Here is a 23,006-nt window from a genome sequence, read left to right on the forward strand (position 1 = left end):
TACGGGGCACACCCTCGGACGTCGGGTTCACCCCGCCCGGTAGGTGGGCCGCCCGCCCAGCCACGTACCCAGCACGCGCGTGTGCCTGATCTCCATCGGATCCGCCGTGCGCGGGTCGGCGGAGAGCAGCACCAGGTCGGCGGGGGCGCCCGGCGCGAGCACCAGGCGGTCGTCCGCGCCCGCCTGGTGGGCGACGCCGGTCGTGGCGGCGGTCAGCGCCTGCTCGACGGTGAGCCGCTGGTGCGGGATCCAGCCGCCCGCGGGGTCCCCCGTGAACGTACGCCTGGTGACGGCCACTTGGATGCCCTCCAGCGGGACGTGCGAGCTGACGGGCCAGTCGCTGCCGAAGGACAGGCGCACCCCGTCACGCGCCAGTTCGCCCATGGGGTACTGCCGCGCGGCCCGCGCCTGGCCGATCCGCGGGATGGACAGCTCGGTCTGGAGCGGGTCCGGCTGCGCCCACAGGGGCTCGAAGTTGGCGATGACGCCGAGCGCGGCGAAGCGGGGCAGGTCGGCCGGGTCGACCACCTGGACGTGGGTGATCACCGGGCGCCGGTCCCAGGCCGGGTTGGCGTCGGCCGCGGCCTCGATGGCGTCGAGGGATGCGCGCACCCCCGCGTCGCCGATGGCGTGGATGTGCGTCTGGAAGCCCTCGGCGTCGAAGGCGCGCACGGCCTCGGCGAGCGCGCTCGGCTCCCACACCGGCATGCCGCAGCTGTGCGGCGCGTCCAGGTAGGGCGCGAGCATGGCGGCCGTGCCTCCCTCGACGACGCCGTCACTGAAGAACTTCACCGTCCGCGCGGTGAGCAGCTCCCCGCCGTCGGCCGACACGCGCGCGCGTGTCGCCACGAAGGGACCGAGCTGCTCGCGCCAGCGGTCCGGGTCGGCGCGCTGGGCCAGGTCGACGCGGACGGCCAGGGCCCCGCGCCGGGCGGCGGCGAGATAGGCCTCGGCCATCTCCGGCTCGACCCAGGCGTCCTGGACCCAGGTGATGCCCGCGCGCGCGTACGCGTGTCCGGCGCGGCGCACCGCCTCGACGAGTTCGTCCACCTCGCGCGAGGGCACCTGGTCGAGCACGAGGTCGCAGGCGTGCCACTCGCGGAGCGTGCCCAGGGGCGCGCCGTCCTCGCGGCGCACGATCCAGCCGAGGCGCGGCTCCGGAGTCGTCTTCGTCACCCCGGCCCTGCGCAGCGCCTCGGTGTTGCACCACACCGTGTGGTAGTCGTGGGCGCGCAGCACGACGGGCCGGTCGGGCACGGCGGCGTCCAGCCAGCGCGCGTCGAACTCGCCGTCGGGCGCGAGCGCGGGGTCGTAGGACGCGCCGACGATCCACTCCGCCGCCGGGTGCTCGCGCGCCCACCGCCCGACTTCGCAGACGATCGCTTCGATCGAGTCCAGCTCCTTGACCTGCGGTCCGAAGCTCTCCAGGCCGCCGAAGAGCGGGTGGGCGTGGCCGTCTCCGAAGGCGGCCATCAGCAGTCCGCCGCCGATGTCGACGACGTCGTCGGCGCTCCGGGCGAGGGCGCGGGCCTCGTCGCCGAGCGCGAGGATCCGGCCGTCGCGCACGGCGAGCGCCGTGGTGTCAGGAGCTCCGTCGGAATCGCTCCCGATGCGGACCGCGCCGAGGAAGACGAGGGTGGTCGCCGTCATGCTGTCTGTGCCTCCTTGCCGGGGAAAGGTGAAGGTTGTCGGACACCGCACCGTTCAGACCCGCTCGGCGTCCACCGTCGTCAGCCGCTCGTACGCCGCCGCGTCGCGCCGCCTGATGCGCAGCGCCACCCCCACCCCCACCGCGAACAGCAACGGCAGCGGCGCGATCAGGGCCGCGTTGACGCCGCCCGAGGCGGCGGTGAGCAGATCGAGGTTGACGCAGACGAGGACGATCATGACCGCGAGCCCCGCGCAGGCCAGCAGCGGCGCCGCGGCCACGCGCCAGGCGGGCACACCGCGCCGGTCGCGGCGGAAGAAGCCGTACACGGCGAGCGCGGCCAGCGCCTGCATGAGCATCACGCCGAGGATGCCGGAGCCGCTGCTCCACAGGAACGTGACCGTGTACGGATCGGCCCCGCTGATCATGGTCACGACGAGCACGGCGAGCGCGATGCCCGACTGCGTGGCGACCGCGACGGCAGGTGCCCGCGTCCTCGCATCGACCGTGCCGAGGCGGGCCGGCAGCAGGCCTTCCCTGCCGAGCGCGTAGAAGTAACGGGCCGCGCCGTTGTGGAAGGCGAGGGCCGCGGCGAAGGCGCTGGTGATGATCAGCACGTGCATGCAGTCGGCGACCCAGGCCCCGGTGAGGCGTTCGGTCGCGGCGAACACCATGTCCGCTCCGCCGTCCCCGTTCGCGACCGCCTGGGCGCGGTCGGATCCGTACGCGTTGATGATCATCCAGACGGTGAAGGTGTAGAAGAGCGCGAGGAACGCCACGGCGATGTACGTGGCGCGCGGCACGGTCCGCTCGGGCCGCCGTGCCTCCTCGGCGTAGATCGCGGTCGCCTCGAAGCCGATGAAGGCGCCGATGGCGAGGACGAACATGCCGCCCACTCCCGAGGCGCCGAGGTGCGTGGGCGAGAGCGTGCCGAGGTCCAGGCCCCGCGGGCCGCCCCCGTGCGCGAAGACCCCCGCCTCGAAGACGAGCAGGACCAGTACCTCGAGGACGAGGGCGACACCGAGCACCTTGGCGCTGAGCGTCACCCTGAGATAGCCGAGCACCCCGATCGCGACGAGCCCGCCCAACGCCCAGACGTACCACGGCACATGGGCCCCGGTGAGGTCCTGGACACCCGTCTCGGCGAACCAGCCGAAGGCGGCGAGCATGCCGACCTGGATCGCGTTGTACGAGAAGAGCGCGACGTACGCGGAGCCGGCTCCCGTCGGGCGTCCCAGACCCCGGCCGACGTACGCGTAGAAGGCGCCGGCGTTGCGCACGAACCGGCTCATCGCCGTGAATCCCGCGGCGAAGACGACGAGCAGCAGACCGGAGATCAGATAGCCGAGCGGTGCCGCCTTCCCGGCCATGCCGATGGCCAGCGGCGCCACGCCCGCCATGACGGTCAGCGGCGCGGCGGCGGCCACCACGAAGAAGACGAGGTCCCCGGTCCCGACGGCGCCGTCGCTCAGGCCGCGGGACGCGGTCGCGGGGGACGGTGCGGAGGAGGTGGGTGCGGTCACGCGCGTACTCCCGAGGTCGCGGTCTCCGGAAAACTAAACCCTTTAGTCCGAGCTGGCAGGACCGTACTCTTCGGGTGGGGCGTCAGGGAAGACCCCTTTCCGGAACGGGAGTTGCGAGGCCAGGGGATGACCGGCAGAGGCAGACCGCGCAGGCCCGTGCTGAGCGCGGACCTGATCGCGCGCGAGGCACTGGCGATGATCGACGCCGAGGGCGCGAACGCGTTCAGCCTGCCCCGGCTCGCCGGTCGGCTCGGCGTGCGGACCGCGTCCCTGTACAACCACTTGGACGGCCGCTCGGCCGTCGTCGAGAGGGTGCGGCGCCTGGTCGTCGAGGAGATGGACGTCTCCGCGTTCGCCGTGCTGCCCTGGCCCCATGCCCTTGCGGCGTGGGCGCGTTCGTACCGTGACGCGTTCGCGCGCCACCCCCACACCATCGATCTGCTCGCCACCACGACGATCAGCTCCCCGGCGACGCTCGCCATGTACGAGGCGGTGGTGGAGGCGCTGGCGCGCGGCGGATGGCCTCGGGAGCACCTGGTGGCGGTCCTGACGAGCGTGGAGTCCTTCCTGCTCGGCTCCGCGCTCGACCTCGTCGCGCCCCCGCTGATGATCGACCCCTCGGCTCACGCGCCGCATGTGCCGATCCTCGCCGCGGCACTGCGCGCCACACATGACGGGGACAAGGCGGCGCGCGCGGACCAGGCCTTCGAAGCGGGCCTCGACGCGCTGATCCGCGGCCTGGTGGCACAACTTGCCGAACTGCAGGGCCGGGAGTGGCGTCGGGAGTGAGTCAGCCGCTCCCCTCGGAGCCCGTTTCCGGTTCGTCGTCGAGGTCGGCGAGCGTCTCCCAGAACATCTCCTCGTACCGCTGCACCAGCCGCCCGTGCCGCAGATGAGCCGCCGTGACGCGCCCCCGGTCGAGCCCGGCCCGCACCGCGGTGTGCGCCTGCCGGTCGAGGTCCGGCGCGGGCCCGGCGAACAGGTCGAAGAAGCCGCAGGCCTCGTCGGTGAAGGCGTAGCGGTCGCGCAGCGCTTCGGCGACGGCCTCGCAACAGCGGCCCCAGGAGGCGAAGTTGGCGGTGAGCGCGAGGACGGCGTCGACCGGTTCGGCGTTCAGGGCGAGCCATGCGACGTACGCCGCGTAGGCCTGACAGCCCGCCGCCGGTTCGTAGGCCGTCGCCTGCGCCTCGCTCACCGCGCAGGCCCGGAGCAGCGGCGCTAGCCGTTCCTCGGCGAGGTTCTCGCCGTCGGCGAGGGCCTCGAAGAAGGCGGCGGACTCCGGGTCCCCGGCCTCGGCCGCCCGCAGCGCCAGGTGCCGGAACGAGCGCCGGTCGGCGGGAATGACGTGCCGCTGCTCCATCGCGAGGACCGCGATCGTACGAAGGCGCGCCCGGCCCCGGGTGACGCGCGGGACGAACGGGTTCGCGTCCGGGTCGCGGGCGAGACGGTCGGCCGTGGTCCGCAGGAGCTCATGTGCCGTCGGTGTCATCACGCGCACCCTCCGCCGGTCGGGAACTTATCGCCCCGGCTGCTAGTTTCTACTCTGTTGTAGAACTTGGCGAGGCCCCCGGACCTGCCCGCAGCGTGCGGGGGCCCTCGTCCAACACCCCTGATACATCGATACGTTAATGGAGTTCCCCATGGCTCTGTGGGACCGCGTCAAGGAATCCGCATCGACGATGCAGACCCAGCTGATGGCGAAGAAGAACGACCTCAAGAGCGGCGCGTTCCGCGATGCCAGCATGGCGATGTGCGCCCTCGTGGCGGCCGCCGACGGCACCGTCGACCCGTCCGAGCGCCAGCGCGTGGCCCAGCTCATCGGCACGAACGAGGTGTTGCAGAACTTCCCCGCGGACGACCTGCGCCGCCGTTTCGACGCGTACGTGGACAAGCTCACGGCGGACTTCGCGTTCGGCAAGGTGAGCGTCCTCCAAGAGGTCGCCAAGGCGAAGAAGAAGCCCGCGGAGGCCCGTGCGGTCATCCAGATCGGCATCGTCATCGGCGGCGCCGACGGCGACTTCGACAAGGACGAGCAGGCCGTGGTGCGCGAGGCGTGCTTCGCCCTGGACCTGCCGCCGCACGAGTTCGACCTCTAGCTGCCCCTGATGACGCCCGCCGGACCGGCCTTCGGGCCGGTCCGCCCGCGGTCGCGCGAGGCCCCCTCAGAGCGGTGTGGCCGCGCGCAGGATCAGGACCATCGTGACCGCGGAGTTCGCCGAGGACATCGCGGAGACGGCGGTGCCGAACGCCGCGCACCACAGGGCGAGGCCGACCGCCGTGAACACCGAGGGCCGGGTGCGCACGGAGGGCGCCGGGGCGAGCAGCGCGGCGACGCGGCGCGGCACGGGCCCCGCCGCGGCAAGCCCCGCGAGGGTCGGCGCGGGCACGCCCCGCGAGACGAGCGCCGCCTTGCCGATCGCGCGGGCGACGACCCGCCGGTCCCGCACCGCGCGCGCGGCGGCCTCGTCGGCCCAGCGCTCGGCGGTGTAGGCGACGGAGGTGCGCAGCGGCCGCAGGAAGGGGTTGGCGCGGGCCGCCAGCTGTGTGACGAGCAGGTGCCGGTGGTGCCGCGCGGACAGGTGCGCCCTCTCGTGGGCGAACAGCGCCCGCCGCTCCGGGGACGCGAGGCGCGAGAGCATGCCGGTGGTGACCACGACACGGCCGCCCGCGCGCGACGGGAGCGCGTACGCGTACGACGCCTCGTCGGCCAGGACGGCGACGGAGGTGCCGGGCAGCCCCTCGAGGGCGCGACGCCCCCTGCGGCGTACGCGCGCGTGCCGCCCGAGCGTGCGCGCGCAGGCCGCGCACACGGCGAGCAGCGCGGGGATCGCGACCTTGCCCGCGACCTCGTCGAAGGGGACGGCCGCGCGCACCTCGGGGTCGGACCAGCCGTCCGGCAGGGGGTTTCCCGGCAGCTGGGCGGTGCCGACGACCATGAGGAGCGCCAGACAGAGCGTGCTGCACAGAGCCATCACGCCGGCGACGGCGGTGAGCAGGCGGGTCGCGACGCGCGGGTGGAGGCGCTGCTCGGCAAGGCGCGCGATCGGCCACGCGGTCAGCGGCAGCACGAGGGGCAGGAAGACGAAGACGCCCATCAGTGAAGAACCCCCTCGGGCGTCAGTCGTCGGCCTCTGCGCCCGCCTGCCCGAGCAGCTCGCGCAGGAGCTGTTCGTCGTCGGGCGTCAGCGTCGTGACGAAGCTGGCGAGGACCGCCTCGCGGTCGCTCTCGCCGTCGAGCACCTTGCGCATGCGGAATGCGGCGAGCCCCGCCTCGTCCTTCGCGGGCATCCACGCGAACGACCGGCCCGCGCGCTCCCGGGTCACCACGTCCTTCGCGAGGAGGCGGGTCAGGATCGTCATCACCGTCGTGTAGGCGAGATCCCCGCCGATCCGTTCCTGCACCCAGGCGGCGCTGACGGGACCGCGCGCGGTGTGCAGCGCGGCGAGCACCTGCGACTCCAGCTCGCCCTGCGCGCGACGGCGCAGCCGCGGCTGCCGTCCATCGCCCTCGTCGTGACGCGTCATGCCCGGAACCCCTCCAGCTTCTTCCAGCCTTTTCGTACTCCACGGCGGACGGGGAGCGCCCTATCGTAACGGGACGCCCCCGTCCCACCCTGCTTCTACAGTCCTGTAGATTTCACTGAACCGTTCGTCGAACCACTCATCCAGAACTCTGACCTCAGGAGGACATCGTGGGAGTTTCCCTGGCCAAGGGCGGCAACGTCTCCCTCAGCAAGGAGGCCCCTGGCCTCACCGCAGTACTGGTCGGCCTGGGCTGGGATGTGCGCACCACCACGGGCACGGACTACGACCTGGACGCCAGCGCCCTGCTCTGCGACGACTCGGGCAAGGTCGTCTCCGACCAGCACTTCGTCTTCTACAACAACCTCACCAGCCCGGACGGCTCGGTCGAGCACACCGGCGACAACCTCACCGGTGAGGGCGAGGGCGACGACGAGGCCGTCAAGGTCAACCTCGCGCAGGTGCCCGCGCAGATCTCGAAGATCGTCTTCCCGGTGTCGATCCACGACGCCGAGAACCGCGGCCAGAGCTTCGGCCAGGTCCGCAACGCGTTCATCCGCGTGGTGAACCAGGCCGACAACAACGAGATCGCCCGCTACGACCTCTCGGAGGACGCCTCCACGGAGACCGCCATGGTCTTCGGCGAGCTCTACCGCCACGGCGCGGAGTGGAAATTCCGCGCGGTCGGCCAGGGTTATGCCAGTGGGCTGCGGGGCATCGCTTCGGACTTCGGCGTGAACGTCTGAACCGACGGCCGCCCCGACGGCATCCGGCCGCGATTCTCGAGGAGGCAGGTCATGTACGGCGACCAGGAGACGGTGCGCAGGATCCTGACGGAGCTCGGCGACACCTGGGCCGTCGTGGGCCTGTCCAACAACCGCGACCGCGCGGCGTACGGCGTCGCGGCCGTCCTGCAGCGCTTCGGCAAGCGGGTCGTGCCGATCCACCCCAAGGCCGAGACGGTCCACGGCGAGCAGGGATATCCGTCCCTGTCCGCCGTGCCGTTCCAGATCGACGTGGTGGACGTGTTCGTCAACAGCGCGCTGGCGGGCCAGGTCGCCGAGGAAGCGGCCGCCGCCGGAGCGCAGGCCGTGTGGTTCCAGCTCGGCGTGGTCGACGAGGCGGCGTACGACAGGACCCGCGCGGCGGGCCTGGAGATGGTCATGAACCGCTGCCCCGCCATCGAGATCCCGCAGCTGGACTAGGACTGGACCGTCTCGTCGAGCCGTTCACCGGCGACGTCGTCCACGACGTCGGTGATTTCGGCCGGCCGCTCCCGGAAGGCGTCGACGCCATCCGGGGGCGGCTTCCGCTTTCCTGCGGGACGGCGCCACCGAAGTGAGGCGGGCGCTCGGACTCGGCGCTCAGAGGGGCCTGTCGGGCCAGTCGAGCAGCTGCGCGCCGATCACCGCGGTCTGAAGCGTGTAACGGTGCACGGGGTCGGCCGGGTTGGCGCCCGTCAGCTTGTGGATACGCTCCAGGCGGTAGGTGAGGGCGCGCACGCTCAGCGACAGGCGGCGGGCGGCTTCCGCCGCGACGCAGCCCGCGTCGAAGAAGGCGGCGAGCGTCTCGATGAGCGGTCGGGCTCCGCCGCGCGCGGTCTGCAGCGGACCGAGGGTGTTGAGCACCAGATCGGCCATGGCCTGCCGGTCACGGGTCAGCACGGGGTAGACGAGCAGGTCCGCGGCGCGCAGCACCGGGTCGTCGAGCTCCAGGCGCTCCGCGAGGTCCAGCGCGTTGAGAGCCTCCTCATAGGACTGCACGACGCCGCCGGGGCCCGGCTGCGGGCGGCCGATGGCGACCCGGCCGCCGTCGGTCGCCGCGTACGCGTACTTCGCGAAGAAGGCCAGGACCTCGTCCTGGTCGCCGGGGGCCACACAGACCAGACGGCCGTCCTTGGTGGTCAGCAGAATGCTCCGGTCGCCGAACCGCCCGACCAGGGCCCGCTCGACCTCGCGCGGCACGGCGTCCCCTTCCTCGTACCCGCTGGGGCCGTGGGCGACGGCGACCGCGTGTTCGTAGGAGAGGCGCAATCCAAAGCGCTCGGCGCGTTCGGCGAGCAGGCCCAGGTCGCTGCGCCCGTACAGCAGATCGTCGATGAACTCCCGCCGGGCCGCCTCCTCTTGGCGTACGGCAAGGCGCTGGGCGCGTTCGTAGCCCGCGGCGAAGGCGTCCACGGCCTGCTCGGCCGCGGCAAGCACACCGTCAGCCGACGCGGACCGCACGGCGGGCCAGTGCGCGCGGGTCGCCGCCAGATGCGCGCCCACCAGAGCCCGCAGCCCGTGGCCCGCCTCGGCCGCCCGCTCCCCCAGCGCGCGCCGCGCGTCCAGCTCGTCGCGGGTCAGCCGGCGCCCGGTCGACGCGGCGGCCGCCAGGATGCCCGCATACCCGTCGAGATACTCCTCGGGTACGCCGTGCCCCGCCATGACCGCCCCCGATGTCGTGGTGGCCGGCTGCCACCTGGATGAATCCTTGATGCCTTTCTAACGCATGGCAGGTCGGCGGCTTGCGGCCGGGTCCGACATTTCGCTGCATACCCGGGTGCTACGGCGCACTTGACGCGCCCCGCCCGACCGAGTGAGAGCGGCACCCCGCCGGCGTGCGGGACGCCCGCGAGTGGATACGGATGACCGGCAGCGGCGACCGGCGCCGCTCCCCCCGCCTCGTCCCCACGCGTCCACGCCGAGGAGCCGTTCATGCAGTCGCTGTCCTCCAGCCCCGCCGTCGCCCTGGGCGTGGCCGCGGTCCTCGCGCTCGGGGTCGTCGCCGCGCCGCCGGCGCACGCCACGAGCGCGGGTCCGGCCTCGTGCCTGGGCCCGGGCAAGGACTCCCGGGGCCGCTCCTCCGTCGACGGGGGCGAGATCGCGTGGGAGGACGAGTCGAAGTACGACGACGCGCGCCGCCACGCCCACCGGGTCTGGTCGGCGCGGGGACTCGACCGGGTGACGTTCCGCGCCGACGACGCCACGCGCATCGCGGATCTGGAATGGTCGGACGTCGACCGGACCGACGGGGCCTGGCACAAGACCCTGGGCTACTGGGACGGACGGGAAGGTACGGACGTGCTCCTGATGAACGACGCGCTGCTCGCCCGGGGCAAGTACTACGGCGCGACCCGGTTCCGCCGGGCCATCGCGGCCCACGAGCTCGGTCACGCCCTGGGCTTCTGCCACAAACACCCTTCCTGGTACGCGACGTTGATGGCACCGAAGGTCGAGGACATGAACGACGGCAGACCCAGCGCACGGGACCGCAGGAACTACCACCGGCTGTGGGGCTGAGGCGACGCATGGGAATCCTCCGCCCCCTCGCCCTGGGCGCCGCCGCGGCGGCCGTCCTGGCCGGCACGGCCTGGGGCGTGCACTCCACGGGCCGCCCCGCACCGCACGCCGGCGAGGCCTCCACCACGTACGACCCCTCCGACCCCCGTCAGCTCGCCGGTTCGGCCCGTGACGTCTTCCACGGCACCGTGCTGCGGCACACCGGCCGCAGGACCATCGCCGACCTCCCCTGCGAGGTGTACGAGGTGCGCGTGGGCCGGGTCTTCAAGGGCGCGCTGCACGGCACGGTCACCCTGACCCGCACCGAGGGCGAGTCGCAGCCCGCGCCCGGTGCGTCGTACGTCTTCGCCACCTACCCCTGGGCACGGGAGGCGGCCGGTGCGCACGCGGTGCTCTCCGGCGCGGGTGCCTCACCGGCCCTGGACCTCGGGGATCCGGTGCGGGGCGCGCAGGACGAGGCGCTCCCCCGGGCCCGGGGCGCCGAGGGGCGACGGCAGACCGTCGCCGAGTACTGGACGTGGGCGGTGGCCCATCAGGTCGACTCGCCGTGAGCGGTCCTCCCCGGCCCGCGCCACCCGTCGGTGCTACTCGACGCTCCAGGGCGCCGGTCGGAACGTACCCCCGTACATGGGCAGCTTGACGCGGTCGCCGTACCGGGCCAGTTGGGCCCAGGGGCGGTTGAGCCCTGCCGAGCCGTAGGTGCGGACGCGGGTGACCGTGTCGAGGTCGAGGACGTCGACCAGGACCTCCTCGCCGCCGCCCGCCTGCTGACGGACGATGCCTTCCGGGTCGACGATCACGCTGGCGCCGACTCCGGCCTGGTCGGCGGCGTTGACGTTGACGACGTACACCTGGTTGGTCCAGGCATTGGCGCGCGCGCAGACGAGCTCCATCTCCCGGTCGCGGGTGGTGGTGAGCGTGGGCTGGATGATCACCTCGGCGCCCAGCCAGGCCAGTTGCCGTGCCGTCTCGGGGAAGGACCCGTCGTAGCAGACGGCGAGGCCCGCGCGGCCGATCCCCGGCAGGTCGAAGACGACGAACTCGTCCCCGGGCTCGGCCTGTTCGTAGGGCTGCCAGGGGAAGACCTTGCGGTAGCGAGCGGCGATCTCGCCGGACGGGGAGATCGCCAGGGCGGTGTTGTGGACGCGTCCGTCGCCCGCCTTCTCGTACACGCTGCCGGGGACGAGCCACAGCCCGGTCTCGCGGGCGAGCGCGCACAGGTCGTCGGTGAGCGGGCCGGGGACCGTGACGGCCACGCGGTCCATCCACCCCGCGTGGTCCGCGAGGAGCGGCGCCTCGGCGCTGAGCATCAGCTCCGGTACGACGACGAGCCGGACATGAGGGAACGTTTCCCGCACCGCGCGCACCCGGCGGGCGAAGCGCTCGAAACTGGCCCGCGGGTCGTGCGGGACGGGCGTGGTCTGGACGGCGGCGATGGCCAGGGTGCGCATGGGGTTCAGTTCTCCGTGACGGTGAGGCGGGCGACGGCCGTGCGGCCGTGCCGGAAGAAGCCGATATGGCGGGTGCGGAGCGCGGCCATGACGACCGCGCCGAGGAGGATCGAGCCGGCGCCGAGGAGGAAGACCCCTCCCACGCCGCCGAACGAGGTGTTGCCGTACGCGGGGGCGAACATGTCGACGGCGCTGCGGGCGAAGGCCGCGAGCATCATCAGTCCGCCGAGGCCGGGCATGACGCCCTTGATCATCAAGTCTCCTGGTGAGCGGCGCAGTTGGCGCCGGAAGTACCAGACGCAGGCGAGGCCGGTCGTGCCGTAGTAGAGGGCGATGAGCAGGCCGACGCAGAGGATGGCGTCACCGAGGAAGTCCGTGGAGACGATGGTGAGCAGGACCAGGACGGTGGACGCCGCGGCACCGAAGAACACCGTGCCGAAGGCGGGTGTGCGATGGCGCGGGTGCATCCGGGCGAAGGCGCGCGGCAGCGCTCCGTGGGTCGCCATCGACAGGGCGGTGCGCGGGGTCGCCGCGGTACAGGTCAGCAGCGCCCCGACAGCCGAGAGGCCGATCGCCAGCCGGACGAACCGGGCGAGGGTGTCACCGAGCACGGCGGGCCCGAGGCCGGTGAGGACGTCACCCGCGACCGCCGGGTTGCCGAGGCCCGTGCCCGCGCCGCCCGTGCCCGCGAAGGCGAGGGCGGCGAACGCCGTGAACAGGTACGTCACGAGCAGCAGCACGGTGGAGATCAGTGCCGCCCTGCCGGGGGTGCGCCCGCTGTCGGCGGTCTCCTCGTTGAAGGTGATCAGCGCGTCCCAGCCCCAGTAGATGTACAGGCAGAGCAGGACGGCCTCCGCGAAGGACCCGAAGTCGGCGAAGCCCAGCGGGTTCAGCCACTGCGGGGTGGGCGCCGCGGCGCCGTCGCGGGTGAGGGCCGCGACGCCGAACGCGAGCAGGGCGAGGAGTTGGAACCCGAGCATCGCGTACTGCACCCGGGCCGCGAGCCGCACGCCCCGGTAGGCGACCAGGGTGGCGAGGGCGAGCAGCAGCACGGCGGTGGCCGCGACCGCGAGAGAGCTGTCCGCCGCCGCGTCCAGGCCGGCGAAGCCGAGCAGGGCGCCCGCGCCGACCTGCGCGAGCGCCGTCATGGCGAACACGGTGGCGACGAGCGGGATCCAGCCGCCCGCGAGCCAGCCCGCGGCCGGGCCGTAGACCCGGGTGTTCCACACGAAGGTCGTGCCGCAGTCCGGCATCTCGCGGTTGAGCGCCCGGAACGCGAACGCGGTGAGCAGGATCGGCACGAAGCCGAGCAGCAGCGCCGCGGGCGCGAGGTCCCCGACGACGAGGGTCACCAGACCGAGGGTGACGGCGATGCTGTAGGCGGGGGCGACGGAGGCGAGCCCGAGGGCGACGGTGGCGAGCAGGCCGACGGAGTCGCCCTTGAGGCCTTTGTCCGGGGGCGCCCCGGTGGCTTCGGCGGTCATGAGGACCTCCCACGAGGAAAGTGCTGCACCTGATTACTGCACCTGATTGCTGCGCCTTATTTGCTGAACAGAGATTTAAGGAAAGCGTGCTGGCCCAGTCAAGACATGGGCAGGTATCTTCTTGTTCCGGTTCAAAGAATCGGACGGCAAGGGGGCGCGGTGGCGCGGCGCAAGGACCAGGAAGCACGGCGGGCACAGCTGAGCGAGGCCGCCGAGCGGGCCCTGCTGAGCCGCGGCCTGGAGGGTCTGCGGCTCAGAGACGTGGCCGAGGAGGCGGGCGTCACCCCGGCGGCGGTCCTCTACTACTACGAAGACCTCGACGCCCTGATGTACGAGACGTTCCAGCAGGGCATCGACCGCTTCTGCCAGGGCCGCGAACAGGCCGCCGCGCGGCACGACGACGCGCGGGAACAGCTGCGCGACTGCATCGCCCACGGCGTGGCGACGGGGCCGCAGGACCGGCTGCCCCGGCTGCTCTTCGAGTACTGGCCGCGCACGCTGCGCGACCCCAAGGCGGCCGCCCTGGACAGCGCCTTGGCGGAGCGTCAGATCGCCGTCTACCAGGGCATCCTCATCCTCGGACGCGCGCAGGGCCACTTCACCCTGAGCGATCCGGCGCGCCTGGTGGCCGGCAACTTCCTTGCCCTGGAGGACGGTTACCAGATGGACGTGCTCTCGGGCCGCAGGTCGCGGAGTGAGGTGATCGCCGCGCTGTACTCCTACGCGCGCGTGGCCATCGGGCATCGGCCCGACGAGTGAAGGGCGGGGAAGCCCGACGAGTGAAGGGCGGGGAAAATCGTGGGGAGGCAGGAACAATCCCCACCCGCACACCGTTCACGTGGCATGCCTCTGACTGGTGAATACGAGCCCGGGACATGGGACTGGGCGAGCAAGCAGGCCGAGTTGTACGAGAGCTCCGGCGGCACCGAAGGGACGACGATCCAGGGCAGGCCCGTCATCCTGCTCACGTCGGTCGGCGCCAAGAGCGGCAAGCTCCGCAAGAACCCCCTGATGCGCGTCGAGCACGACGGGGAGTACGCGGTGGTCGCGTCGAAGGGCGGTGACCCCGCCAACCCCTCCTGGTTCCACAACCTCGTCGCCCACCCGCACGTCGAGCTGCAGGACGGCACGGTGAAGAAGGACTACCGCGCGCGGATCGCCTCCGGCGAGGAGCGGAAGGCCTGGTGGGAGCGGGCGGTGGCGGCCTGGCCCGACTACGCGGAGTACCAGAAGAAGACGGCCCGGGAGATCCCGGTGTTCATCCTGACGGCGTTCGAGCCCTGAGAGGAGCGGGGCGCCGATCGCCGCCCCGTGAGGGCCTACCGCTCCCGCTGCTGGGCGCGGTAGGCCCGTAGGTTCGCCGCGTTCCCGCACCTCTTGACGTCGTGCCAGGCACCGCTGTTGTTGCGCGAGCGGTCGTAGAAGGCGACACGGCACTCCGGATTGCGGCAGGTCTTCAGGCGACGCCCGGTGTCCGCCTGCTGGCCTTCGTAGAGCGCCGTGAGGATCAGCGCGACGAGGCGGCGCAGGCCGTCGCCGCGCGGTTCGAGGCGTACGACGCCGTCCTCGTCGAGCCGCAGCGCGGTCTCGGCGGTGTGCTCCGGAACCGGCGGCGGGTCACCGTCCTCGCCCCGTGTGCCCCGCGCGGCGGCTTCCACCAGGCCGTCGCGCAGGGCGCGCAGCCCGGGCAGCCCTTCGGCGTCCAGGACAAGGCGCGGCGTGGTCCGCCCGGTGGCGGCCGTCCATGCGGCGAGCGCCTCGTCGACCCAGGCCTGGGCGGCCGTCGGTGCGGCGAGGAGGTCCGGGCGTCGGGGCGCGCCCGCGGAGACGGTGTTGAGCAGGTCCTGGACGAGTCCGAGGCCGCCGGGAGCCGGCTCCAGGCCATACCGCTCTGTCGCGGACCAGGTCATCGTGGATCACTCTCCGGGGTTCGTGCGGGACGCCTCGCTCTTTCACGCCGCTCGGCGCCGCCCCCGCTCAGACCAGGGCGTCCAGGAGCGAGGCGTCGTAGGGCACCGCCTCGTCGAGGCGGCCGGAGAGCACCTTGTCCGGCCACTCGGGGTCGGAGAGGAGCGCCCTGGCGACGGCGACGAGGTCGAACTCGTCGCGCTCCATGCGGTCGAGGAGCGGGGGGATGTCGGCACCGGCCGACCGCTGCGTACGGTTCGGCGCGCCCACGAACTGCTGGTCGAGGCCGACCGAGCCCACCGCGACCGAGGGCTTGCCGGTGAGCTTCTTCGCCCAGCCCGCGAGGTTCAGGTCGCTGCCGTCGAACTCCGGCAGCCAGTAGCGCCGCGTGGAGGCGTCGAAGGCGTCCACGCCCGCGGCGGCCAGCGGAGCGAGCAGCGCCTCCAACTCCCGCGGGCTCTCAGCGATCCGGGCGTCGTAACGGTCGGTCTTCCACTGGGAGAAGCGCAGCAGGAACGGCAATCCGGGCGAGACCGCGGCGCGCACGGCGGCGACGATCTCCGCGGCGAACCGGGCGCGGGAGGTGTGATCGCCGCCGTAGCCGTCGGTACGCGTGTCGGTGTCACCCCAGAGGAAGTTGTCGATCAAGTAGCCGTGGGCGCCGTGCAGTTGGACGCCGTCGAAGCCGATGCGCTCGGCGGCGGCAGCGGCCTCGGCGAAGGACCGCACGACCGCGTCGATGTCGTCGAGGGGCATGGCCCTGCCGTGCGGGCGCCCGTCGAGGTCGGTCCCCGACGGGCCTTCGGCGGGAACGCCGAGCGGCGGCACGGACTCGCCGCGCACCACTCCCGTGTGCCACAGCTGGGCATGATCCGGGCGCCCGCCTCATGCACCCGCTCGACCACCCGCGCCCAACCGGCCAGGGGTTGTTCGCCGTGGAAGTGCGGCACGCGATCGTACGCGGGGGCCGCGTCCCGTGCCACGTACGTGCCCTCGGTGATGATCAGCCCCGCGCCGCCGGCCGCGCGACGGGCGCAGTACGCGGCGACGTCCTCGCCGGGCACGCCTCCCGGGGAGAAGCGCCGGGTCACCGCGGCCATCGCGATGCGGTTGCGCAGCGTGAGGTCACCGAGGGCGAAGGGCCGCCCCAACACGCGCGCGGCACGCGACGCCTTCCCCGAAAGGGTCTGCTCCCCCGCAAGGGCCTGCTTGTCCGAAAGAGTCCGCACCGGCTTCACCGTCTCCATGACAGATTCCTCTGCTCGTGAGTACGAGAACTCGCGCACGAGCCCTCGATGCGAGAACCACGAAAGACGCATAACCCTTTTACCTATGTCGCCCGGCATGAGCCGGATCACGCGGGGCCCACCTGCCGTACGAGATCGATCGCGCGCCCCAGCGTGGCGAGCCGCGCCTCCAGCGTGTCGCCCGCCGGATAGAGACGGACGGTGTCGACGCCCGCGGCGCGCCAGACCCGCAGCCGCTCGCGCACCATCTCCTCGGTGCCGATCAGCGTGGTCCCGAGGACCATCTCGTCGGTGACGAGGCCGGCCGCGCCGTCGCGGTCGCCCGCCTGCCAGCGCTCGCGGACCTCGGCCGCCACCTCGGCCCAGCCCTGCCTGCTGTAGGCGTCGTTGTAGAAGTTGGTCGTGGCCGAGCCCATCCCCCCGAGGCTGAAGGCGAGTTCCTTCTTGCGGCCGCCGACCATCGCGCGCAGGGCGTCCTCGTCGTCCGCGAACGCCACCTCCGCGCCCTGGCAGATGTCGAGGTCGGCGCGGGTGCGTCCAGCCGCGGCGAGGCCCGCGTCCAGGTGGTCGAAGTAGGCCTCCTTGGCACCCTCCGGAACGAAGCTGGTGCCGAGCCAGCCGTCGGCGACCTCGCCCGTCAGACGCAGCATCCTCGGGGAGAGGGTGGCGAGGTAGATCGGCAGGTGGTGTTCGGGGCGCAGCGACAGGCGCATGGGCCTGGCCCCGCCGCCGGGCAGCGGGATCGTGAACTCCCGCCCCTCGTGGGCGATCTTCTCGCCCGCCGCCGCCCGCCGGACGATCTCCACCGTCTCGCGCATCCGGGAGAGCGGGCGCGCGAAGGGCACGCCGTGCAGCCCCTCGATCACCTGCGGCCCCGAAGGACCGAGGCCCAACAGAAAGCGCCCCTCCGAGATCTGAGCGAGTGTCAGCGCCGCACGGGCGATGGCCACGGGACTGCGGGTGGCGAGCTGGATGATCCCCGAACCCAGCAGCATCCGTTCGGTGCGGGCCGCCAAGTAGCCGATCGGGGAGGGCGCTTCGGCGCCCCAGGCCTCCGCGACCCAGCAGATGTCCATGCCCAGCTTCTCGGCCTCGGTGACGAAGTCGACGGTCTCCCGCCAGTTGGTCCCGGACGCCTCGACGGTCGTCGACGTACGCATCACGCGCGCACCTCCTCCACGGTCGCCGTCCCCTCGGCGAGGCGTTTGACCGCGTCGACGGTGGCGGCCATGCTCCGCTCGAACTCCCGCAGCCGTACGAACACGATCTTCTGCTCCTTGTCCGGCATCCGGTCGATCGCCAGGGAGAGCCCGGAGCGGCCGGGGCCGAGCCGCATCCACTGCGTCAGCCCGGTGCCGCCGTCGGCCCGCTCCGCCAGGCCGAACCGCCAGAGCGCACTGGGCCGTTCGGGGTCGGACACCGCCCAGGCGAAGACGCGCGGCGCCGCGCACTCGACGACGTACGACGTGGTCTGCCACTCCCCCAGCGACGCGTGTCGGCTGCGGCCGGTGAACCGGGCGCCGAGCGCGGGCCCGCCCGCCCCGTCGACCCACGCGACCGACTGCAGCTCCCCGCTCAGCGCGGGCATCAGGCCGATGTCGGAGACCAGCTCCCACACCCGCTCCGGCGACGCGGCGATCCGCGTCGACACCTCGACCGTCGGCCCGTCCGCATAGCGCGCGCCCGTCCACTCCATCGTCGACCGCCCTTCACGTCACGTGTGAACTCAAGTCGCTTCCGAGCTTGAGAGTTGCGTAGATGAACTCACTCGTCAAGGGTCAGGGAACAACGCTCCGCGCGTCGACCGGCCCCTCGCCTCAGCGGCTGAACCGCGCCTGCACGTCCGGGCGTTCGGCGAGTCGGGGCGGGTAGCCGGGGCCGAGGCGAGGGGTCGTGTTCGCGGCCGTCATCGGCTCCTTGCACGCGGCGCACACGACCTCGGCGTGGCTCTCGTGCCCGCAGCGGTCGTGGTGGAAGACGACGGGCGCGCCCTCCTCGCCGCTCAGCCAGCGGTCGCCCCAGCTGTTCATGGCCGCGAGGACGCCGAAGAAGTCGCGGCCCTTCTCCGTGAGGACGTAGTCGTGGCGCACCGGGTCGCGCTGGTAGGGCCGCTTCTCCAGGAGACCCTCGTCGACGAGGCGGCGCAGCCGGTCGGTCAGGGTGTTGCGGGCGATGCCGAGCTCCTGCTGGAACGCGTCGAACCGCTTGATGCCGTAGAACGCCTCGCGCAGCACGAGGGGCGTCCACCAGTCGCCGAGCAGGTCCATCGTGCGGGCGATGGAGCACGGCCAGTTCGCAAAGGAAGTCCGCCTCATGACGCCAGCATACGAAGGGTCTCGGCATGAGACCCAGCAGCCAGGAACCGCACCGCGGGGACGTGACGTTCGACGCAAACGGCGCCCGGCCGTTGTGGTCGGGCCCCGGAGCTGATCAGGTACGAGGACCGGGCCCCGGCGAGGCACCGGTCGAGCCGAGGAACCAGGAGAACTCCCCATGACGACCGGGTACTTCACGTCCGTCGACGACGTAGCCGCCCGACTGGCCGAGACGGGCTATCTGGCCTCGCACGCCGTCGCCACCACCGTCTTCCTGGCCGACCGGCTCGGCAAGCCCCTGCTGGTGGAGGGCCCGGCAGGGGTGGGCAAGACGGAGCTGGCGAAGGCCGTCGCCCGGGTCGCGGACGCGGCGCTCGTGCGCCTGCAGTGCTACGAGGGCGTCGACGAGTCCCGCGCGCTGTACGAGTGGAACCACGCCAAGCAGCTCCTGCGCATCACCGCGGGCCGCGACGAGTCGTGGGACGAGACGCGCACCGACATCTTCAGCGAGGAGTTCCTCCTCTCGCGGCCGCTGCTCACCGCGATCCGCGACGGCGACCCGAAGGTCCTGCTGATCGACGAGACGGACAAGGCCGACGTGGAGGTCGAGGGCCTGCTCCTGGAGGTCCTCAGCGACTTCCAGGTCACCGTGCCGGAGCTGGGCACGATCAGCGCCGAGCGCCGCCCGTTCGTCGTCCTCACCTCCAACGCGAGCCGTGAGCTGTCCGAGGCGCTGCGCCGCCGCTGCCTCTTCCTCCACATCGGCTTCCCCGAGGAGGAGTTGGAGCGCCGCATCGTCCGGATGAAGGTGCCGGGCCTGGACGAGGCGCTCGCCGCTTCGCTGGTGCGGGTGGTCGGCGCGCTGCGGGCGATGGACCTGCGCAAGGTCCCGTCGGTCGCCGAGACCATCGACTGGGCGCGCACGCTCCTCGCGCTCGGCGCCGACTCCCTGGACGAGACCGTCGTACGCGACAGCCTCGGCGTCGTCCTCAAGCACCAGGACGACGTGCTCAAGGCCGCCGCCAAGCTCGACCTGGACGCCGTGTGACGGCGCCGCCCGAGGGCGGGCCCGCCTTCCCCGCCAAGGCAACCGACGGACTCGCCGGTCGCCTCGCCTCCCTGGTCGCGGCCCTTCGCTCGCACGGGCTGCGGATCGGCCCGGGCGAGACCGTCGACGCCGCGGCCGCCCTGGAGGCGCTCGGTCTCGCCGACCGGGAGCGGGTGCGGGAGGGCCTCGCCGCGGCGCTGCTCCACCAGGAGAGCCAGCGGGCCGTCTTCGACCCGGTCTTCGACCTGTACTTCCCCCTGGGCATCGGCGCCCCTGACGGCGGAAGCGGCGCGGCGCACAAGGACGGCGGCGACGCCGGGCGCGACGCGCTGCGCGAGCGTCTGGTCGCCGCGCTCGCCGCCAACGACCAGGCGCTCCTTGCCCAGTTGGCGGGCGAGGCGGTGGACGGCTTCGGCGGTTACGGCTCCTCCTCCGCGGGCTCCGACGGCTGGTCGTCGTACCAGACGCTGAGCCGGCTGCGCCCGGAGACGCTCCTCACCCGTGTCCTCGCCGCGCTGCGCGCGGGCTCCACCGGGCAGGACACCGGCGAGGCCGCGTTCACGGACCGCCTGGAGGCCGACGAGATCCGGCGCCGCATCGAGGGCTTCCGCGAGCGCGTCCGCACGGAGGCGCGCCGCCGGGTCGCCGAGCGCCGCGGCACGGAGGAGATCGCCCGCCGTGCCGTGGCGACCACCGCCGACCGCGTCGACTTCCTCCTGGCGGGCCGCGCCCACCTGGACGAACTCCGCAGGGCCGTGCACCCGTTGGCGCGCAAGCTGGCGACGCGCCTCGCCGCCCGCCGCAGGCGTGCCGCGCACGGCAGCATCGACCTGCGCCGCACCCTGCGCGGCTCGCTGTCGACCGGCGGTGTGCCGATGCGTCCGGTGCTGCGCCGCCGCCGTCCCGTCCGCCCCGAACTGGTGCTGCTGTGCGACGTGTCCGGTTCGGTCGCGGGCTTCGCGAACTTCACGATGCTCCTTGTGCAGGCGCTGCACGACCAGTTCAGCAAGGTGCGCGTGTTCGCCTTCGTCAACCGCGTCGACGAGGTGACGGACCTGGTCGCGCGCGACGCGGCCGACCCGGCGGGCCTGGGCGGGCGGATCCTCGGCGAGGCCACGGTCACGGGCTGGCACGGCAGCAGCGACTACGGCACGGCCCTCGGGGAGTTCGCCGAGCGGTACCTCGACGCGGTCGGCCCGCGCTCCACGGTCTTCGTCCTGGGCGATGCCCGTACGAACATGAGCGACCCGAACCTGCCCGCGCTGCGGCACATCGCCGGGCGGGCCCGCCAGGTGTACTGGCTCAACCCGGAGCAGCGCTCGCAGTGGTCGACGGGCGACTCCGCGGCGTACGCGTACGCGGACCTCGTCGAGATGCACGAGTGCCGCAACGCGCGCCAGCTCAGCACCTTGATCGCCCGGCTCCTGCCCGTCTGAGACCCGGCAGCGCCTTCGCCACCACTCGCCCCGGTTCTCAACACCCTTTTCGGCGGCATCTCTTGACGCCCCGTCACCTCACCCTCACGATGACCCGTCGAGAAAGCGATTTCTGTCGCTGTCGGCGGGACGGATTCCCTGAGAGGTGACGCCATGCGAGAAGACCGAGCCGTCGCACGCGCCCGGCGCCGCGCGGCCGCCGCAGGGCTGCTGTTCGGCGTCTGCGCCCTCGCGGCCGCCGTGCCGGCACGGGCTGCCGGGGGCGCCTCCCCGTCGGCCGCCCCCTTGGTCGACGCCGCGACGCCAAGGGGAGCTCAGCCCCTCGGCGCCGAGGCCCGCGCCGCGGGCGCCCGAGCCCTCGTGTTCAGCGACGAGTTCGACGGGTCCACGGTCAGCTCGGCGCGCTGGACCGCCCGCGACCAGGAGCGCTCCGGTGCCGCGCCGGGCGACCGCTGGTGGTACAAGCCGGCCAACGTGCGCACCGACAACAAGGGCGCCCTCGCCATCGACGTACGACGGCTCGCGCCCCACCAGTTCTCGGGTGGACGCATCGACAGCCAGGGCAAGTTCACGTACACGCACGGCACGCTGGAGGCGCGCGTGCACACCCCGGCGAAGACGAACGGGCACCTCGCGGCGGTGTGGCTGCAGGCCGACGCGGGGCTCACGCCGGGCGGCGCCGTCGACGGCACGGCGCGCGACGGCGCCGAGATCGACATCACCGAGACCAACTACCAGGCCGACAAGTACTCGGCGACGCTGCACTGGGACGGCTACGGCGCCGACCACCAGTCCTCGTCCACGGTCGCGAACGCGCCCGGCCTGCACGGCACCTGGTACCACACCTTCGGCCTCAAGTGGACACCCACACAACTGCAGTTCCTCTACGACGGCACCGTCGTGCGCACCGTCACCGACCCCAAGCTGATCAGCCAGGTCAAGGAGTTCCCGATCCTGTCGCACGAGGTGCTCGACAACTGGGCCGACGGGTCCGTGCACGACGAGGTCTTCGACTGGAACTCCACGATGTACGTGGACTACATCCGGATCTGGCAGTAGCCGTCGCATCCGGGCCCGGCGGCAACCGTCACCGCTCGCGCCGCACCGCGGAACGGACCATCCCCACGAAGGCGCCCAGCCACGCCGCCACCGCGACCCACAGCAGCACCCGCCCGAGCGGCTCGAGCCAGGGGACGTCGGCCGCGGTGGCCACGGAGAGCGTGGCCACCGCCGTCATCCCCATCGGGAAGACCGTCGCCCAGCGGCGGACGTCGTAGCGCGGCCGGGGCCAGCGGAGTTCGGCGCAGAGGAGGACGAGGTACCACGCCAGGTCCAGCGCCAGCAGGATCAGCGTCACCGTGCGCAGGGCGTCGTGCCGGGCGCCGGTGAACAGCGGCGCGGCGACGAGCTTGGCCCCGGCGAGCGCCGAGATCGCCATGGCGCCGCCCGCGACCCACTGGTCCCCGGCGCCCGTACGGACGTTGTCGAGGTCGAACCGGGCGAAGGCCGCGGCGTACAGCACCAGGCCCAGGCAGCAGAACGCGAGCGCGACGCCGGAGAGCCACCCCTTGGGCAGGGTGACGGCCAAGGTGCCCGCCAGCACGGCGATGCCCTGGGTGGCGACGCATACGAGGAAGACGGCGCCGGGCATGCGGTGCCCCCAGTGGCGTACGACGGCGGGCAGCAGGACCAGCCACAGCACGGCCGCGACCAGCAGCAGGGCCGCGGCGAGCGGCTGCCGGTCCAGGAGCGCGAGGCGGGTGCCCAGCACACAGGTCGCGGCCACGGCGGTGAGCGCGGGCGGGGTGTCCGCCTCCGCCTGCCACCGGGAGCGCCGGAACAGCAGCCGGGCCGCGAAGTCCGCGGCGAGCCCGAGCCAGGCGGCACCGGCGAGGGCCAGCACCACCCGGGAGAGCGTCTCGTGGCCGAGGAGGTGCAGGCCGACGGAGATGATGCCGGTGGCCATCACGGCGGAACCGGCCGCGGGCGGCAGCCCGGCCCACCAGGCGGCAAGACGTCCCTCGCACCTCGCCCGCGGTCCGCCCCCGCCGGCCGTGCTTCCCTGGCTCATGGGCCCAGCATCGGCGAGTCGGCGTACGCGCGCCGCCGGAGCACGGCCGATCGGCGCGCCGCACGCCCCGCC

24 protein-coding genes and 1 pseudogene are annotated in these 23,006 nt (G+C 72.9%); 11 read left to right on the forward strand and 14 right to left on the reverse strand.

Features of this window, described 5'->3' with window-relative positions; all coding sequences use genetic code 11:
- Positions 1–27: 27 nt before the first annotated feature.
- Together ACZ4D5_RS13720 and ACZ4D5_RS13725 are read right to left on the reverse strand one after the other, a co-directional pair.
- Entirely contained in the window at positions 28–1,650 is a 1,623-nt protein-coding gene (locus ACZ4D5_RS13720) for an amidohydrolase (protein ID WP_467772537.1), read from the reverse strand.
- Between the two features lie 54 nt (positions 1,651–1,704).
- Positions 1,705–3,171, reverse strand: coding sequence for an APC family permease (locus ACZ4D5_RS13725; RefSeq protein ID WP_467772538.1), 1,467 nt, complete (start codon positions 3,169–3,171; stop codon positions 1,705–1,707).
- A gap of 126 nt (positions 3,172–3,297) precedes the next feature.
- On the opposite strand from ACZ4D5_RS13725, the gene ACZ4D5_RS13730 reads away from it, so the two are divergent.
- Positions 3,298–3,960 (forward strand): TetR/AcrR family transcriptional regulator C-terminal domain-containing protein, encoded by a 663-nt coding sequence (locus ACZ4D5_RS13730; protein ID WP_467772539.1) that lies wholly within the window; start codon positions 3,298–3,300, stop codon positions 3,958–3,960.
- Between the two features lies 1 nt (position 3,961).
- Here the strand turns inward: ACZ4D5_RS13730 and ACZ4D5_RS13735 are convergent, their stop codons facing one another.
- Complete coding sequence (locus tag ACZ4D5_RS13735) at positions 3,962–4,660, reverse strand: thiaminase II/PqqC family protein (protein WP_467772540.1); 699 nt, start codon at positions 4,658–4,660, stop codon at positions 3,962–3,964.
- Between the two features lie 151 nt (positions 4,661–4,811).
- On the opposite strand from ACZ4D5_RS13735, the gene ACZ4D5_RS13740 reads away from it, so the two are divergent.
- Positions 4,812–5,267: a tellurite resistance TerB family protein gene (locus ACZ4D5_RS13740; RefSeq protein ID WP_467772541.1), complete on the forward strand. Its 456-nt coding sequence runs from the start codon at positions 4,812–4,814 to the stop codon at positions 5,265–5,267.
- Positions 5,268–5,333: 66 nt separating this feature from the next.
- Here the strand turns inward: ACZ4D5_RS13740 and ACZ4D5_RS13745 are convergent, their stop codons facing one another.
- Both ACZ4D5_RS13745 and ACZ4D5_RS13750 read right to left on the reverse strand, forming a co-directional pair.
- Positions 5,334–6,266, reverse strand: coding sequence for a M56 family metallopeptidase (locus ACZ4D5_RS13745; protein ID WP_467772542.1), 933 nt, complete (start codon positions 6,264–6,266; stop codon positions 5,334–5,336).
- A 22-nt stretch (positions 6,267–6,288) separates the two neighbouring features.
- Positions 6,289–6,696: a BlaI/MecI/CopY family transcriptional regulator gene (locus ACZ4D5_RS13750; protein ID WP_467772543.1), complete on the reverse strand. Its 408-nt coding sequence runs from the start codon at positions 6,694–6,696 to the stop codon at positions 6,289–6,291.
- 167 nt (positions 6,697–6,863) lie between these two features.
- On the opposite strand from ACZ4D5_RS13750, the gene ACZ4D5_RS13755 reads away from it, so the two are divergent.
- Together ACZ4D5_RS13755 and ACZ4D5_RS13760 are read left to right on the forward strand one after the other, a co-directional pair.
- Positions 6,864–7,439, forward strand: coding sequence for a TerD family protein (locus ACZ4D5_RS13755; protein ID WP_362336895.1), 576 nt, complete (start codon positions 6,864–6,866; stop codon positions 7,437–7,439).
- 51 nt (positions 7,440–7,490) lie between these two features.
- Positions 7,491–7,898 (forward strand): CoA-binding protein, encoded by a 408-nt coding sequence (locus ACZ4D5_RS13760; RefSeq protein ID WP_467772544.1) that lies wholly within the window; start codon positions 7,491–7,493, stop codon positions 7,896–7,898.
- Positions 7,899–8,057: 159 nt separating this feature from the next.
- On the opposite strand, the gene ACZ4D5_RS13765 is transcribed toward ACZ4D5_RS13760, so the two are convergent.
- On the reverse strand, positions 8,058–9,119 hold the full coding sequence (locus ACZ4D5_RS13765) for a PucR family transcriptional regulator (RefSeq protein ID WP_467772545.1): 1,062 nt from the start codon (positions 9,117–9,119) through the stop codon (positions 8,058–8,060).
- Positions 9,120–9,389: 270 nt separating this feature from the next.
- Here ACZ4D5_RS13765 and ACZ4D5_RS13770 point away from each other — a divergent pair, with 270 nt between their 5' ends.
- Complete coding sequence (locus tag ACZ4D5_RS13770; protein WP_467772546.1) at positions 9,390–9,974, forward strand: zinc metalloprotease; 585 nt, start codon at positions 9,390–9,392, stop codon at positions 9,972–9,974.
- An 8-nt stretch (positions 9,975–9,982) separates the two neighbouring features.
- Complete coding sequence (locus ACZ4D5_RS13775; RefSeq protein ID WP_467772547.1) at positions 9,983–10,525, forward strand: hypothetical protein; 543 nt, start codon at positions 9,983–9,985, stop codon at positions 10,523–10,525.
- Between the two features lie 33 nt (positions 10,526–10,558).
- On the opposite strand, the gene ACZ4D5_RS13780 is transcribed toward ACZ4D5_RS13775, so the two are convergent.
- Positions 10,559–11,425 carry a carbon-nitrogen hydrolase family protein gene (locus ACZ4D5_RS13780; protein WP_467772548.1) on the reverse strand — a complete coding sequence of 289 codons (867 nt, stop codon included), beginning with the start codon at positions 11,423–11,425 and terminating at the stop codon, positions 10,559–10,561.
- 5 nt (positions 11,426–11,430) lie between these two features.
- On the reverse strand, positions 11,431–12,909 hold the full coding sequence (locus ACZ4D5_RS13785) for an APC family permease (protein WP_467772549.1): 1,479 nt from the start codon (positions 12,907–12,909) through the stop codon (positions 11,431–11,433).
- 159 nt (positions 12,910–13,068) lie between these two features.
- On the opposite strand from ACZ4D5_RS13785, the gene ACZ4D5_RS13790 reads away from it, so the two are divergent.
- Together ACZ4D5_RS13790 and ACZ4D5_RS13795 are read left to right on the forward strand one after the other, a co-directional pair.
- Positions 13,069–13,668, forward strand: a complete 600-nt coding sequence (locus ACZ4D5_RS13790; protein ID WP_467772550.1) for a TetR/AcrR family transcriptional regulator — start codon at positions 13,069–13,071, stop codon at positions 13,666–13,668.
- Positions 13,669–13,752: 84 nt separating this feature from the next.
- Positions 13,753–14,193 (forward strand): nitroreductase family deazaflavin-dependent oxidoreductase, encoded by a 441-nt coding sequence (locus tag ACZ4D5_RS13795; protein WP_467772551.1) that lies wholly within the window; start codon positions 13,753–13,755, stop codon positions 14,191–14,193.
- Between the two features lie 35 nt (positions 14,194–14,228).
- On the opposite strand, the gene ACZ4D5_RS13800 is transcribed toward ACZ4D5_RS13795, so the two are convergent.
- The 5 genes and pseudogenes from ACZ4D5_RS13800 to ACZ4D5_RS13820 form a co-directional block, all read right to left on the reverse strand.
- A complete protein-coding gene (locus ACZ4D5_RS13800) occupies positions 14,229–14,819 on the reverse strand; it encodes a CGNR zinc finger domain-containing protein (RefSeq protein WP_467772552.1) in 591 nt (196 codons plus the stop codon).
- Positions 14,820–14,886: 67 nt separating this feature from the next.
- A pseudogene (locus tag ACZ4D5_RS13805) lies at positions 14,887–16,064 on the reverse strand (oxidoreductase).
- A gap of 107 nt (positions 16,065–16,171) precedes the next feature.
- Positions 16,172–17,224 carry an LLM class flavin-dependent oxidoreductase gene (locus ACZ4D5_RS13810; protein WP_467772553.1) on the reverse strand — a complete coding sequence of 351 codons (1,053 nt, stop codon included), beginning with the start codon at positions 17,222–17,224 and terminating at the stop codon, positions 16,172–16,174.
- Positions 17,224–17,760: an SRPBCC family protein gene (locus ACZ4D5_RS13815; RefSeq protein ID WP_467772554.1), complete on the reverse strand. Its 537-nt coding sequence runs from the start codon at positions 17,758–17,760 to the stop codon at positions 17,224–17,226. Before ACZ4D5_RS13815 ends, ACZ4D5_RS13810 begins: the two co-directional genes overlap by 1 nt.
- Before the next feature lie 121 nt (positions 17,761–17,881).
- Positions 17,882–18,379 carry a winged helix-turn-helix transcriptional regulator gene (locus ACZ4D5_RS13820; RefSeq protein WP_467772555.1) on the reverse strand — a complete coding sequence of 166 codons (498 nt, stop codon included), beginning with the start codon at positions 18,377–18,379 and terminating at the stop codon, positions 17,882–17,884.
- A gap of 178 nt (positions 18,380–18,557) precedes the next feature.
- On the opposite strand from ACZ4D5_RS13820, the gene ACZ4D5_RS13825 reads away from it, so the two are divergent.
- The 3 genes from ACZ4D5_RS13825 (at position 18,558) to ACZ4D5_RS13835 (ending at position 21,922) form a co-directional block, all read left to right on the forward strand.
- Positions 18,558–19,427 (forward strand): AAA family ATPase, encoded by an 870-nt coding sequence (locus tag ACZ4D5_RS13825; protein WP_467772556.1) that lies wholly within the window; start codon positions 18,558–18,560, stop codon positions 19,425–19,427.
- Positions 19,424–20,863, forward strand: a complete 1,440-nt coding sequence (locus ACZ4D5_RS13830; protein ID WP_467772557.1) for a VWA domain-containing protein — start codon at positions 19,424–19,426, stop codon at positions 20,861–20,863. The genes ACZ4D5_RS13825 and ACZ4D5_RS13830 overlap by 4 nt, the downstream gene beginning before the upstream one ends.
- 153 nt (positions 20,864–21,016) lie before the next feature.
- A complete protein-coding gene (locus tag ACZ4D5_RS13835; protein WP_467772558.1) occupies positions 21,017–21,922 on the forward strand; it encodes a glycoside hydrolase family 16 protein in 906 nt (301 codons plus the stop codon).
- A 28-nt stretch (positions 21,923–21,950) separates the two neighbouring features.
- Here the strand turns inward: ACZ4D5_RS13835 and ACZ4D5_RS13840 are convergent, their stop codons facing one another.
- On the reverse strand, positions 21,951–22,934 hold the full coding sequence (locus tag ACZ4D5_RS13840) for a tellurite resistance/C4-dicarboxylate transporter family protein (RefSeq protein WP_467772559.1): 984 nt from the start codon (positions 22,932–22,934) through the stop codon (positions 21,951–21,953).
- Positions 22,935–23,006 lie beyond the last annotated feature (72 nt).

This window comes from Streptomyces sp. NPDC025651 (genome assembly GCF_055558735.1).

What these genes read in the sequence shown, in the direction of transcription:
- ACZ4D5_RS13750 (WP_467772543.1), bottom strand. Translation starts at nt 6,696, where the DNA reads ATGACGCGTCACGACGAGGGCGATGGACGGCAGCCGCGGCTGCGCCGT.
- ACZ4D5_RS13720 (WP_467772537.1), bottom strand. Translation starts at nt 1,650, where the DNA reads ATGACGGCGACCACCCTCGTCTTCCTCGGCGCGGTCCGCATCGGGAGC.
- ACZ4D5_RS13800 (WP_467772552.1), bottom strand. Translation starts at nt 14,819, where the DNA reads ATGACCTGGTCCGCGACAGAGCGGTATGGCCTGGAGCCGGCTCCCGGC.
- ACZ4D5_RS13740 (WP_467772541.1), top strand. Translation starts at nt 4,812, where the DNA reads ATGGCTCTGTGGGACCGCGTCAAGGAATCCGCATCGACGATGCAGACC.
- ACZ4D5_RS13765 (WP_467772545.1), bottom strand. Translation starts at nt 9,119, where the DNA reads ATGGCGGGGCACGGCGTACCCGAGGAGTATCTCGACGGGTATGCGGGC.
- ACZ4D5_RS13835 (WP_467772558.1), top strand. Translation starts at nt 21,017, where the DNA reads ATGCGAGAAGACCGAGCCGTCGCACGCGCCCGGCGCCGCGCGGCCGCC.
- ACZ4D5_RS13775 (WP_467772547.1), top strand. Translation starts at nt 9,983, where the DNA reads ATGGGAATCCTCCGCCCCCTCGCCCTGGGCGCCGCCGCGGCGGCCGTC.
- ACZ4D5_RS13820 (WP_467772555.1), bottom strand. Translation starts at nt 18,379, where the DNA reads ATGAGGCGGACTTCCTTTGCGAACTGGCCGTGCTCCATCGCCCGCACG.
- ACZ4D5_RS13760 (WP_467772544.1), top strand. Translation starts at nt 7,491, where the DNA reads ATGTACGGCGACCAGGAGACGGTGCGCAGGATCCTGACGGAGCTCGGC.
- ACZ4D5_RS13815 (WP_467772554.1), bottom strand. Translation starts at nt 17,760, where the DNA reads ATGGAGTGGACGGGCGCGCGCTATGCGGACGGGCCGACGGTCGAGGTG.
- ACZ4D5_RS13840 (WP_467772559.1), bottom strand. Translation starts at nt 22,934, where the DNA reads ATGAGCCAGGGAAGCACGGCCGGCGGGGGCGGACCGCGGGCGAGGTGC.
- ACZ4D5_RS13825 (WP_467772556.1), top strand. Translation starts at nt 18,558, where the DNA reads ATGACGACCGGGTACTTCACGTCCGTCGACGACGTAGCCGCCCGACTG.
- ACZ4D5_RS13745 (WP_467772542.1), bottom strand. Translation starts at nt 6,266, where the DNA reads ATGGGCGTCTTCGTCTTCCTGCCCCTCGTGCTGCCGCTGACCGCGTGG.
- ACZ4D5_RS13785 (WP_467772549.1), bottom strand. Translation starts at nt 12,909, where the DNA reads ATGACCGCCGAAGCCACCGGGGCGCCCCCGGACAAAGGCCTCAAGGGC.
- ACZ4D5_RS13780 (WP_467772548.1), bottom strand. Translation starts at nt 11,425, where the DNA reads ATGCGCACCCTGGCCATCGCCGCCGTCCAGACCACGCCCGTCCCGCAC.
- ACZ4D5_RS13770 (WP_467772546.1), top strand. Translation starts at nt 9,390, where the DNA reads ATGCAGTCGCTGTCCTCCAGCCCCGCCGTCGCCCTGGGCGTGGCCGCG.
- ACZ4D5_RS13810 (WP_467772553.1), bottom strand. Translation starts at nt 17,224, where the DNA reads ATGCGTACGTCGACGACCGTCGAGGCGTCCGGGACCAACTGGCGGGAG.
- ACZ4D5_RS13735 (WP_467772540.1), bottom strand. Translation starts at nt 4,660, where the DNA reads ATGACACCGACGGCACATGAGCTCCTGCGGACCACGGCCGACCGTCTC.
- ACZ4D5_RS13795 (WP_467772551.1), top strand. Translation starts at nt 13,753, where the DNA reads ATGCCTCTGACTGGTGAATACGAGCCCGGGACATGGGACTGGGCGAGC.
- ACZ4D5_RS13730 (WP_467772539.1), top strand. Translation starts at nt 3,298, where the DNA reads ATGACCGGCAGAGGCAGACCGCGCAGGCCCGTGCTGAGCGCGGACCTG.